This window comes from Elusimicrobiota bacterium (assembly GCA_028718185.1).
Lineage (GTDB): Bacteria > Elusimicrobiota > UBA8919 > UBA8919 > UBA8919 > JAQUMH01.
This window is the reverse complement of the sequence record JAQUMH010000001.1, coordinates 499,594-511,774: the sequence shown is the minus strand read 5'-3', so window position 1 is coordinate 511,774 and position 12,181 is coordinate 499,594. Positions and strand designations below refer to the sequence as shown.

The following is a 12,181-nucleotide window of genomic DNA, read 5'->3' as shown; positions in this document are numbered from 1 at the left end:
GCAGGCAGGGATGAGGGGGAAATGGCGGTCTGGATGATTTCATCAAAAACAAAAATTTTAGGATTGTTTGCTTATCCAATAGGGCATTCTCTTTCGCCGTTGATGCAAAACGCAGCGATAAAAAAAATGGGATTGGATTATGTCTATGTTCCTTTTGAAGTAAAACCGCAAGCCCTTGAAAATGCTGTTGATTCAATCCGTGCCCTTGGCATCAGTGGTGTCAACGTTACAATACCGCACAAACAAAATGTAATGAAATATCTGGATAAAATATCCGGTGAAGCGGCGAAAATAGGTGCGGTAAATACTATTATCAATAAAGACGGTGTTTTGTCCGGATATAATACCGATTATTACGGATTTACCCATTCAATTGAAGAAAAAATCTCTTTAAAAAATAAAAACGTTTTTATGCTTGGTTGTGGAGGAGTTTCAAAAGCAATCGCGCTTGCACTGGTTAACTCTAAAATTAAAAAACTCGTTGTATCGGACATTGACATTAAAAAAGTTAAAGAACTTTTAAGCTGCAGGTGGGCGGTTTCAAAAATTGAATTTGTAAAAACAGAAGAAAGTCCGTGTTTAATAGAAAAGTCGGATATTTTTATAAACGCCACTCCGGTAGGGATGAGGGAAAACGACCCATCTCCTATAAATAAAAAATTACTTAGAAAAGAAATGTTTGTTTATGATGTTGTTTATAACAGAGAAACACAACTATTAAAAGATGCCGGAAAAATCGGTGCAAATTTTATAAGCGGTTTAAACATGCTTGTTTACCAGGGTGCTAAATCACTTGAATTATGGACCGGCAAAAAGCCGCCGGTTGATTTAATGAGAGATATCTTGAAGGAGGCGTTGAATGATTAGATATGTAACTGCCGGTGAATCCCATGGTAAATCTTTAACTGCTATTTTGGAAGGGATTCCATCCGGGCTTGAATTAACTGAAGATTTTATAAATAGCGAACTTTTCCGCAGGCAAAAAGGTTTTGGAAGAGGCAAAAGAATGCAGTCTATTGAAAAAGACAAGATTCTGGTTACCTCAGGTATCCGTCATGGTAAAACAATAGGTTCTCCGATTGCTATGACTATTTTAAACAAGGACTGGGAGAACTGGAAGACCATAATGTCGCTTGATATTAATGATTATGACGAAAAATTCAGATTAAGCCGTCCCCGTCCCGGTCATGCTGATTTAGCAGGGGTTATTAAATATAATAGTGATGACATACGTAATATTCTGGAAAGGGCTTCTGCAAGAGAAACTGCTGCCCGTGTTGCGGTTGGTGCTGTTTGTAAAAAATATTTAAATGAGTTCAATATAAAGATTGTTTCCTTTACAAAAGAAATTGGCGGTATTTGTGCGCCTGCTGTTAAACTTGGAATTGAAGATATTATAAAGTTGGCCGAAGATTCACCTGTCAGATGTCTTAACGGAAAATCAGAAAAATTGATGATGAAAGTAATTGAAAAAGCTAAAAAAAACGGTGATACGGTAGGCGGGATATTTACGGTTATAGTAGACGGTATTCCGGTAGGTCTTGGCAGTCATACTCAGTGGGATTTAAAATTAGATGCCAGGCTAGCATATGCTGTCATGTCGATTCAGGCGATAAAAGGAGTGGAAATAGGACTGGGTTTTGAGATCGCTAAAAGGCCGGGTTCCCGGGTCCATGATGAAATATTTTATAATGAAAGTACCGGTTATTTGAGAAAATCAAATAACGCAGGCGGAATTGAAGGCGGTATTTCCAATGGTGAACAGATAGTTATAAGTGCTGCTATGAAACCTATTCCCTCTTTAGGAAAGCCTCTGCATTCTGTTGATATTAAAACTAAAGTGGAAGTAAATGCTCAGATTGTTCGTTCTGACGTTTGTGCAGTTCCTTCTGCCGGTGTCATAGGGGAAGCCGTTGTATCTGTTGAAATTGCAAAAGCTTTTAGTGAAAAATTCGGCGGTGACTCAATTGAAGAAACAAAGCTTAATTATTCAAATTACGTTAGAATGATAAAGGACAAATAAATTTTGTTGGAAATTTCCATTTTTTAATAGTATTGATTTCTTACTACATTTTCCGTAAATTATGCGCCGATTTTTTCTTGTTTTTTTCTATTTAGGTTTTCATATTTTTAATAATTGCGTTTTTGCTTCAACAGAAATAAAAAAAGTTAATGTTATAAAAGAAGATAAACCGGCATGCACATTAGATCTTTTTTTAATAGATGGGATGGGGTATGTATCAACTGATGATATCGCCAATATCTATAATGCTAAAATAAACTGGTATCCAACCTCAAAGAAAGTAATACTTACCCTTAATAGCAAAGAAGTGATTTTCAAAATTGGTTCCCAGAAAGTAATTATTGATAATACTGAACGGTTGATGAAGAAGCCTGCGAGATTAGAGAAAGGAAAGCTTTTGATTCCGCTGGAGTTTTTGCTTACTAAGGGCTTTTCACAGATTTCAGGTTTTTTCAACGAGTGGGATTACAGGCGTTTAAGTTTTAGAATAATTGTGATGCCCGATATATTTCCACCCAGACATTATTCTTACCGGGACAAAACACGGATTGTGATTCAGGCGGCAGAAAAAAAAGAAATGCAGCTGGACTTTTCGAAAGAAAAAAATATTTTAATAAAGACTTATAAGAGTAAAATTGACGCTGAAAAATCTTCAATTACTATAAATGACGGAGTAGTTAATAATATTACTGCAACCAACTTAGAGCGGGATGTTTTGTTTAATATAGAACTTGGTACGTATTCCGGTAAATGTGAAACTTTTACATTATCGTCTCCTTTTCGTCTTATAGTTGACATTGAAAGGACAGTTGAAACAGAATCAGTTCTTCCAGGTTATGTTTTGGGACTTGCTCCTTCTGTTACAGGTTTTTCGGAAGCAAGTGCTGCTCCCGAAGTTATATCATCACAGGAAGAAAAAGAAAAAATAGTTCCGGCAGTATCTTCACCTGTCTTATCGCATAAGGCAAAAAAGATAGTTATTGATGCCGGGCATGGCGGTGAAGACCCGGGTGCAATAGGACCAAGGGATACTAAAGAAAAAGATATAAATCTTTCAGTCGCTAAGAGGTTAGCGGAAGTTTTAAAAGAAAACGGTTATGAAGTTTATATGACAAGAGAAGATGATACTTTCATCCCGCTTTCTGACAGAACAAAATTTGCCAATAAGGTTATGGCTGATCTTTTTATAAGCATTCACTGTAATGCATCTATATCCAATAATACATCAGGATTTGAAATATATTTTTTATCTGAAAAAGCAAGTGATAGTGCTGCTGAAGCAGTTGCAAATATGGAGAATTCGGTTATTGCCATGGAGAAACACAATGCTGTCGTTAAAGGAGACATAGGGAAATTGCTCCGTTCAATGGCAGTAAATGAATTTATGAACGAATCTTCTTCTTTATGCGGGGTTATAAATAAAGAGGTTTGTACAAACTTTGAAAATTTATGCAGTCTTGGCATAAAACAGGCAAACTTTTATGTTTTAAGAGGAGCTACAATGCCGGCAATTCTTGTCGAAATTGCCTTTCTATCAAATGTAAAAGAAGAAAAACTTTTAAATCAAAAGAAATTTCAGAAAAAGATGGTACAATCAATTTTTAACGGGATAGAATTATATGAAAAACAAACAACAAAGTAAATCCAGGACTTTTATAAATAGCAACGCCAATCCAATCGGTGTTTTTGATTCCGGTGTCGGAGGGCTAACAGTTATAAAAGAATTAATAAAAGTTTTACCAAATGAAGATATAATTTATTTTGGCGACACGGCAAGGGTACCATACGGCACGAAATCTAAAGATTCAGTTGTAAGATTTTCAAAGGAAATTGTTGGTTTTCTGACCGAAAAAAATGTAAAGTTAATACTTGTAGCATGTAATACTGCATCCGCAGTTGCGTTAAATATACTTCGCAAAGAAGTAAAAATACCGGTTGTGGGTGTTATTGAATCCGGCGTCACAGCAGCTCTTTCTTCGAGCAGCAGGAAAAAAATCGGTGTGATAGGAACAGAGGCCACGATAAGAAGCGGTGCTTATGAAAAAGCTATAAGAAAAGCAGCCGGAAATTGTAAAGTTATTAATCGTGCCTGCCCGCTTTTTGTACCGCTTGTTGAAGAGGGATGGGTTGATAAAAAAGTAAACAAAATTGTAGCCGGCGAATATTTAAAATTTATGAAAAAATCCGGTGTCGACACGGTAATATTAGGATGCACTCATTACCCGCTTTTAAAAAATGTTATTGGCAAAATATTAGGTAAAAAAATAAAACTGGTAGATTCCGGGGTAGAAGTAGCGAGAAATGTAAAAAAGATTCTGGAAAATAAGAAGTTGCTTAATAACCGGAAACGGTTTGGATATAGAAAATTTTTTGTTTCAGATGCGCCTGCGAAGTTTAAAAAACTTGGCAGGATATTTCTTAGAAGAAAAATATTGGTAGTGTCGAAAGTAAATGTTGAGGAGAGATATGTTTGAGATTTTTATTGAAGATGTTTTTTCGGCAGCACACAAGTTGAGAAATTATCACGGGAAATGCGAGCATCTTCACGGGCACAATTATATGGTAAGGGTTTATGTTTCCGGAGAAAAACTGGATAAAACCGGCATACTTTTTGATTTTACTATTCTAAAGAAACAATTAAGAAGAACCATTCTGAAGCTGGATCATAAATATTTGAATGAAATTAAGCCGTTTGATAAAATCAACCCTTCTGCTGAAAATATTGCAAAATATATTTACGAAAAATTAAGAAATAATACTAATCGAGCAGAGTACAGCTTAAATAAGGTTTCTGTCTGGGAAACAGAAAAAAATTGTGCAACGTATTATGAAAATGAAACGAGATAAAGCTATTGTGCTTTTGTCAGGAGGGTTAGATTCCTCTGTTGTGCTATTTACTAATAAGGAAAAATACGAGTGCCATTGTCTCGGGTATGATTATGGGCAACGGCATAATAGGGAAATTAAAAGTGCAGAAAAAATTGCTGCAATTGCAGGCTGTGATTATAAGATTGTAAGAATATCTTTTCCCTGGAAAGGAAGCCCGCTTATTGATAAAAGTAAAAAAATTCCGTATAATGATTCATCGGGAATCGGCAAGTCTATTCCTTCGACATACGTTCCCGGTAGAAATACGGTTTTTTTAAGTTATGCACTTTCTTTTGCAGAAACAATAGGTGCAAAAAAGATTTTAATAGGAGTAAATGCTGTGGATTATTCAGGTTATCCGGATTGCCGCCCTGAATATTACAAATACTTTAATAAAATGCTTTCAGTAGGAACAAGGGACAGGAACATAAAGATTGAAACACCCATTATATATAAAACAAAAAAAGATATTGTAAAGTTAGGGTTGAAATATGCAGTTCCTCTTGAGCTGACATGGTCATGTTATTCAGGAGAAAAGAAACCATGCGGCAAGTGCGATGCCTGCGTTTTAAGGGCTAAAGGTTTTTCAGAAGCAAATATGGAAGACCCGTTATTATGATGACTGGAAAAGTATCAGAGATATTTTCATCAATTCAAGGTGAAGGGATTTATGCCGGGACGCCTATGGTTTTTGTAAGATTTGCCGGTTGTAACTTGCAATGTGATTATTGTGATACTCCGGAAAGCCGTTCTGTTGTAGATAAAAAAATAAAAATATTAACTGTAAAAGAAATTGCGGGCAAAATTGACGAAGAAATAAAAAAAGTAAAAAACATTTCAATAATTTCTTTTACCGGCGGTGAGCCGCTTTTGCAAGATGAAATAATTTCAGATGTTATTTCTTTATTTAAAAACAAAAATATAAAAATGTATCTTGATACAAATGGAGTGCTTCATGAAAAATTTTCAAAATTAGCAAGAACAATGGATTATGTTGCTATGGATATTAAACTTCCTTCTGCTTGTGGTAAGGAGTATTGGAAAGAGCACAAGGAATTTTTAAAAACAACACATAAAAATATTTTTATAAAAATTGTATTAACTGCAAAATCAAATTATGAAGAATTTAAAAAAGCAGTCGACCTGATCGAAGGAATTGATAAATCAATTCCACTTGTGCTTCAACCGGTAACTCCTATTGGAAACGTAAAATCAATGCCATTTGATATGATTCGGGCGCTCAAGAAACTCGCTGAGGAAAAGTTGGAAAATGTTTCAATAATTCCGCAAATGCATAAGAAATTAGGAATTAAGTAGGAATTGCAGAGGACGCAGAAAAAATTCAGAAAACGCAGAAAAGTCTCTTCTTTCTGTGTAATCTATGTTTATTTTGCGTAATCTGCGAATGATTTATAATATGAATAAAATTGATTCAAAACTTTTAGTATCAATGGATTATGAATATGCTGGTAAAGAAATTGAAGTTGTGGTTGAGACCGACGAATTTACTTGCCTGTGTCCGTGGTCCGGTCTTCCGGATTTTGCCCATCTTAAAATATCTTATATACCCGACAAACTTTGTATAGAACTTAAATCGCTTAAACTTTATTTACAAAGTTACAGGAATGTCGGGATTGTACATGAAAGTGTTGTTAATAGGGTCCTTTCCGATTTAGTAAAACTTGCCAAACCGAGAAAAATGTTCATAGAGGCGATTTTTAACATACGGGGCGGTTTAAAAACAACAGTCAGAACTGATTATAAAAAGAGGTAATATGCGAATAGAAATAATTTGTATCGGATCAGAGCTGTTATTCGATTCTGTTAATACGGACAATGTTTATATTTCAGAGAAACTTGCAGCTATCGGTTTAAAGGTCAGCAGAGAGATTACTGCAGGCGATGATTCACAGGAACTGGAAAATATCTTTTCGGAATCAATAAATCGTTCCAATATTATTATTGTTACAGGCGGATTAGGTCCGACGTTTGACGACATTACCCGTGAAGTTGTTTCAAAAGTTACAAAAAAGAAACTTATTTTTGATAAAGATGTAATGAAAATTGTTGCTGAACGTTTTTTTAAAAGAAATTCAAAAATGCCGAAGGAAAATGAAAAACAGGCATATATTCTTGACGGAGCGCAAATTATTCCTAATAACTTCGGAACAGCACCGGGTCAAATTTTGGAGTTAAATGAAAAAATTATAATTCTTCTACCGGGTCCCCCGAAAGAAATCAAACCGATGTTCGAAAATACGGTTCTTCCGTACCTGAAGAAACTATTTGAAAAAGGCATTTTAAGAGCAAAAATTCTTCATATAACGGGTCTTGGAGAATCTGCTGTTAATGAGAAAATAAAAAATATTATTGATGTGGAAAGAGAATTGGAAGGAGGAGAAGTAACGTTTACAATCCTGGCAAAACATACAGGGGTTGATATGCGGATAATGGTTTCCGGAACGGACGAAATGATTATCGATAAAACAATAAAAAACATAAAAACTGAATTTTATGAGGTACTTAAAGAGACCATTTATGGTGAAGATAACCAAACACTGGAAGGTGTTGTCGGTGAATTACTTGCTAAGAAAAGGAAAACCCTTGCTATTGCGGAATCGTGTACAGGCGGATTAATTGCCAATATAATTACTAACGTGGATGGAAGTTCGCTATATTTTAAGGAAGGAGTTGTTACATATTCCGACATAAGTAAAAAACGGATATTGGGTGTTAAAGATGAAACGTTAAATAAATATGGTGCAGTATCGGAAGAAGTGGCAAAAGAAATGGCTGAAGGGATAAGAACAACTGCAAAAGTGGATTTCGGGCTTTCAACAACTGGAATCGTGGGTTCTAAGCCGTCATCAACTGGTAAACCTGCCGGTCTTGTTTATATTGGTTTTGCCTCCGATGAAGGAACTATTGTTAAACAATTTAATTTTTTTGGCTCAAGAGTGGAGATAAAAGACAGAGTTGCTGCTGCTGCGCTTGACATTTTGAGAAGAAAACTGATATAATGAGATTGTTGTCCGAAGGATATTTAACAATCTCATATAATGCGATTATTTATTGCTGTTAATATCAAAGAAGAAAATAAAAAAGAAGTTTTAAAGATACAGTCAACATTCAAAGAAAGTTTTTTTGATATAAAATGGGTTGAAAGCGAAAATCTGCATTTGACATTAAAGTTTTTAGGTGAGATTGCAGAAGAAAAGGTAAATCCGCTTAAGGAAAAAATAAAACAGCTTGTTTCCGGTATAAAAAAGTTCGAAATAGATTTTTGCCGGACAGGTGTTTTCCCTAATATAGAATTCCCGCGTGTTTTATGGATAGGTGTGGAAAAAGGTGAAACTGAATTAAAAAACCTTTCACAAAATATTGAAACATCACTGGAAGAAATAGGGTTTGAAAAAGAAAAAAAGCTATTTTCAGTACATCTCACTATTGGAAGATTTAGAAGCGGCAAGAATAAGGAAAAGTTAAAAGATATAATTAAGAAAGTTTCTGTTGAAAAATATGAGGATATTGTCGAGTCGGTATTTTTAATCAGAAGTACCCTAACGGCAAACGGTCCTGTTTATAATATAATAGAAGAGTTTCAATTGAGGTAGAAGTGAGAAAAAAGAATGTCCGATGTCCTGTGTCCAATGTCTTTTTTAAAAACAAATTGTTTGTTTTTATTTTATTTGCCATGTTATTGACCTTGGACTTCGGACCTTGGACTTCGGACTGTCATTCTTCTGAAAAAATAATATCGCTTACTTTTCACGATGGTCCAAATCCGAAATCTACGCCTCAATTGCTGAAAATTCTTGATGATGCAAATGTCAAAGCGACATTTTTTGTTGTCGGTAAAATGGCGGAAAAATATCCCGGGTTAGTAAAAGAAATATATAAAAGGGGTCATCAAATAGCCAATCATACATATGATCATAAAAATCTTAACACGCTTTCAACTATTGAGGTAATTTCTGAACTTTCAAGAACCCGGCTTTTAATAAAAGAAATTACAGGTGTAAATACCTATCTTTTTACCCCTCCGGGCGGGCATTACAATGCAAAAGTGATAAGCGATGCTAATTCATGCGGTTATAAAATGGCGCTTTGGTCTGTTTTCCCGGAAGATCATAGAAACCCGTCGCCTGTAATTTATGAAAAAGTAGTTTCTGACTCACAGGATGGCAGCGTAGTGCTTTTGCATAACGGTCCTCCGGATACAATAGATGCACTTCCGAAAATTATAGAGAAATTGAAAGCCAGGGGATTTACGTTTACAACGCTTTCGGAATTACTTTCAAAAAACAAAGGAAAACACATTGTCTATCCTCGCGATTGATTACGGTAAAAAACGAATAGGTGTAGCAGTCTCTTCGACATTTATTTCTACCCCGCTTAAACCGGTTTTAGTAGTTAATTCAGAAAACTTGTTAATAAGTATTTCTAAAATAATAATTGAATATGAGGTTTCTGAAATAGTACTTGGACTTCCCCTGAACATGGATGGTACAGAAAGTGAAATGACAAAAGAGGTAAGATGTTTTGCTGTTAAACTTGAAAGAAAATTTGGATTAAAGGTTTCTCTGGTTGATGAACGGCTCACATCAAGGGAAGCTGAAGAAAAACTGGCAATATTTGAAAAAAGCTGGCAAAAAAGAAAAAAGAAAATTGACAGTGCTGCTGCCTGCTTAATCCTGGAAAGTTATTTAAGGAAAAAAAATGAGTGCTGAAAACAAACTACGGCGGAATATAATTATTATTGTGACAATTGTTGTTGTCGTGATTGCTTTTTTGACATTGCCGTATAAAGAGGTATTTATAAAAATTCCTGAAGGTTCTACGCCAAAGCAAATTGCGAAGATGTTAAAGAACGACGGAATAATAAGAAGTGAAAATGTTTTTTTAACTTATGTCTGGCTTTTAAGAACAGAAAAAAAATTTAAGCCGGGAACCTACAAATTAAATAGTCACTCGTTGGATTTGGGAATTATTAACAATATCGTGAAAGGTAATACTTATAAAATAAAAATTACAATACCGGAAGGTTTTACGGCAAAAGAAATAGGGGAGCTTTTGGAGAAAAAAGGTATATGCGACAGTAAAAAATTTCTGGAAATTGTAAAGAATAAAAAACTGGAAGGCTATCTTTTTCCGGAAACATATTTTTTTGAACCAGGTTCCGATGCGGGAAAAATCGCTCAAATGTTTTATAATCAGTATAAGAAGATTTTTACCGGTGAGTTTTCGAAAAGAGCAAAAGAATTAAAAATGACAGATGAAAATATTGTTATTCTTGCTTCGATAATTGAAAAAGAGGCAAAAAAAAATGAAGAGAGACCTTTAATATCCGCCGTGTTTCATAATCGTTTAAAGAAGGGTTGGAATTTAGAATCGTGTGTTACGGTTTTATATGCTTTGGGAAAACACAAGGATTTTTTAACATATAAAGATATAAAAGTTGATTCAATCTACAATACATATATTCACCCGGGATTGCCGCCTTCACCTATCAGCAATCCGGGACTTGCCTCCATAAAAGCCGCACTCTATCCTGCTAATAGCGACGACATGTTTTTTATAGCGGACGGGTCAGGTACTCACAAATTCTCAAAGTATTTTGAAGAACACAATAAAAACAAAAAAAACAGAAAATAAAAGCAATAATTGTTAAAAACACTTATGTAAAGGTAAACCTTTTTTAATGTTGTGCATCTATACTTATGCAAGTGGAAACTAATTTTGAAGAAATCATAAAAAAATATCAGCAAAAAATATATAGAATAGTTTTTTCTCTTGTAGGGAACGAAGCAGACACGGATGAAATTGTTCAGAAAACATTCGTTAACGCGTTTAAGAACATTAATTATTTCAAAGAAAAATCTTTAATAGACACCTGGCTCATAAAGATTGCTGTCAATAATGTAAGGATTCATTTTCGTAAGAGAAAATTTTTATCACTTTTTTATGTTTTTGGAAATGGTGATGAAATAAGTGAGATTAGGGATGCTGCACAAAATACTGAAAAGACTATTGAGGATAATATAATAGCAAAAGTGGTAAGTAAGGCTATTAAAAAGCTTCCGGAACGCCAAAAAGAAGTATTTGTTATGAAACATATAAATAGAATGAGTATTTCTGAAATTTCACAGGTTCTTTCAATTGCTGAAGGCAGCGTAAAATCAAACATTTTTAAAGCAATTAATAACCTTAAAAAATATCTGGAGGATTTCAATGAAATTGATAAAGTGCAGTGAGTTAAAAAAAGATTTATACTTTTATATAAAAGGTGAAGTTGAATTACCGTTAAAATCAGAAATAGAAAAACATATTTCCGATTGTCCTGCCTGCCAAAAACTACTTAAAGAATTCTCAGGAACACTTAAAGTTGTCGATAAAGTTGAGCATACTGTCCCGCAAAAAAACTGGTATTACTTCAGCGAAAAAGTATTGGGGAAAATCCATGCTAAACGGCAATTTAATTTTTTGAAACCCGCTATTGTGGTTGCCTTAAGTTTTTTCTTTTTTATTTTAGGATACAAATATTATCAATTAAAAAATTATCAGAAAGTTAATATTTCTTATGAAAATGACGATGAAAAACTAGTTTCTTATTTAACGGATTTCAGCATTCCGGAATTGTATCAGTAAATTACATCTTTGATTGGTGGTAAATTTATAGCCTCGCAACAGCGGGGTATATATGGGAGGTTTTATGAAAAGGTTTTTTGGCTTGGCAGTTGTTTGTGCTTGTTTGATGTTGGGGGTGGAGTATGGTTTTGCAGAGGCGCCTCAGGGTAATGAACAGGGGATGCCGAATAGGGAGTTAAGGCAACAAAGAAAAGAGAACAATAATGAAGAAATAGGCAATATAAAGAGATATTTAAGTATCAAGCAGAAACTGAATCTCACGGATGAACAGGTAAAAGCACTGGAAAAAATTGTTTTAGATTACACAAAAGAAACTATTAAAAGAAATGCGGATATAAAACTTGCCGGTTTGGATTTGCGTGAAATTGTCAGGCAGGATAAACCGGATTTTTCTGCTGCCCGTTCAAAGATTAAGCAGGTTTCCTCGCTTCAGTTAGATTCAAAAATTGCGATGATAGATGCAATGGAGAAAGGTTATAATGTTTTAACTAAAGAACAACAGGAGAAACTCTTGCAGTTAAAAGGGGAAAGAAAAGAAAAAATGATGAAAAAAGGATCCGAAACTAATAATAAAAAAGAGTAGCATATTAAATAAATTCACAACTTGACAATTTGTTGAAATATTATTATATTAATGAAAAC

Annotated in this window: 16 protein-coding genes; all 16 read left to right on the top strand. The window is 34.4% G+C overall.

Features of this window, described 5'->3' with window-relative positions; all coding sequences use genetic code 11:
- The first annotated feature begins 21 nt into the window (after positions 1-21).
- The 16 genes from PHE88_02520 (at position 22) to PHE88_02445 (ending at position 12,122) form a co-directional block, all read left to right on the top strand.
- Entirely contained in the window at positions 22-867 is an 846-nt protein-coding gene (locus PHE88_02520) for a shikimate dehydrogenase (protein MDD5686692.1), read from the top strand.
- Positions 860-2,023 carry a chorismate synthase gene (gene aroC / locus PHE88_02515; GenBank protein ID MDD5686691.1) on the top strand — a complete coding sequence of 388 codons (1,164 nt, stop codon included), beginning with the start codon at positions 860-862 and terminating at the stop codon, positions 2,021-2,023. The genes PHE88_02520 and aroC overlap by 8 nt, the downstream gene beginning before the upstream one ends.
- A gap of 61 nt (positions 2,024-2,084) precedes the next feature.
- Complete coding sequence (locus tag PHE88_02510) at positions 2,085-3,665, top strand: N-acetylmuramoyl-L-alanine amidase (GenBank protein MDD5686690.1); 1,581 nt, start codon at positions 2,085-2,087, stop codon at positions 3,663-3,665.
- On the top strand, positions 3,643-4,497 hold the full coding sequence (gene murI / locus PHE88_02505) for a glutamate racemase (GenBank protein ID MDD5686689.1): 855 nt from the start codon (positions 3,643-3,645) through the stop codon (positions 4,495-4,497). The genes PHE88_02510 and murI overlap by 23 nt, the downstream gene beginning before the upstream one ends.
- Positions 4,490-4,870, top strand: coding sequence for a 6-carboxytetrahydropterin synthase QueD (queD, locus tag PHE88_02500; protein ID MDD5686688.1), 381 nt, complete (start codon positions 4,490-4,492; stop codon positions 4,868-4,870). Before murI ends, queD begins: the two co-directional genes overlap by 8 nt.
- On the top strand, positions 4,851-5,510 hold the full coding sequence (gene queC / locus PHE88_02495; GenBank protein ID MDD5686687.1) for a 7-cyano-7-deazaguanine synthase QueC: 660 nt from the start codon (positions 4,851-4,853) through the stop codon (positions 5,508-5,510). Before queD ends, queC begins: the two co-directional genes overlap by 20 nt.
- Complete coding sequence (locus PHE88_02490) at positions 5,507-6,208, top strand: 7-carboxy-7-deazaguanine synthase QueE (protein MDD5686686.1); 702 nt, start codon at positions 5,507-5,509, stop codon at positions 6,206-6,208. Before queC ends, PHE88_02490 begins: the two co-directional genes overlap by 4 nt.
- A 100-nt stretch (positions 6,209-6,308) precedes the next feature.
- Positions 6,309-6,665: a preQ(1) synthase gene (gene queF, locus PHE88_02485; GenBank protein ID MDD5686685.1), complete on the top strand. Its 357-nt coding sequence runs from the start codon at positions 6,309-6,311 to the stop codon at positions 6,663-6,665.
- Between the two features lies 1 nt (position 6,666).
- The gene (locus PHE88_02480) at positions 6,667-7,911 is read left to right on the top strand and encodes a competence/damage-inducible protein A (protein ID MDD5686684.1); all 1,245 of its coding nucleotides are present in this window, start codon (positions 6,667-6,669) and stop codon (positions 7,909-7,911) included.
- Between the two features lie 39 nt (positions 7,912-7,950).
- Positions 7,951-8,505, top strand: a complete 555-nt coding sequence (thpR, locus tag PHE88_02475) for an RNA 2',3'-cyclic phosphodiesterase (GenBank protein ID MDD5686683.1) — start codon at positions 7,951-7,953, stop codon at positions 8,503-8,505.
- Between the two features lie 2 nt (positions 8,506-8,507).
- Entirely contained in the window at positions 8,508-9,230 is a 723-nt protein-coding gene (locus tag PHE88_02470; GenBank protein MDD5686682.1) for a polysaccharide deacetylase family protein, read from the top strand.
- Positions 9,211-9,621: a Holliday junction resolvase RuvX gene (gene ruvX, locus PHE88_02465; protein ID MDD5686681.1), complete on the top strand. Its 411-nt coding sequence runs from the start codon at positions 9,211-9,213 to the stop codon at positions 9,619-9,621. The genes PHE88_02470 and ruvX overlap by 20 nt, the downstream gene beginning before the upstream one ends.
- Positions 9,611-10,546 (top strand): endolytic transglycosylase MltG, encoded by a 936-nt coding sequence (mltG, locus tag PHE88_02460; GenBank protein ID MDD5686680.1) that lies wholly within the window; start codon positions 9,611-9,613, stop codon positions 10,544-10,546. Before ruvX ends, mltG begins: the two co-directional genes overlap by 11 nt.
- Before the next feature lie 65 nt (positions 10,547-10,611).
- Positions 10,612-11,145: a sigma-70 family RNA polymerase sigma factor gene (locus PHE88_02455; protein ID MDD5686679.1), complete on the top strand. Its 534-nt coding sequence runs from the start codon at positions 10,612-10,614 to the stop codon at positions 11,143-11,145.
- Entirely contained in the window at positions 11,123-11,539 is a 417-nt protein-coding gene (locus PHE88_02450; GenBank protein MDD5686678.1) for a zf-HC2 domain-containing protein, read from the top strand. The genes PHE88_02455 and PHE88_02450 overlap by 23 nt, the downstream gene beginning before the upstream one ends.
- Positions 11,540-11,603: 64 nt before the next feature.
- The gene (locus PHE88_02445; GenBank protein MDD5686677.1) at positions 11,604-12,122 is read left to right on the top strand and encodes a Spy/CpxP family protein refolding chaperone; all 519 of its coding nucleotides are present in this window, start codon (positions 11,604-11,606) and stop codon (positions 12,120-12,122) included.
- Positions 12,123-12,181 lie beyond the last annotated feature (59 nt).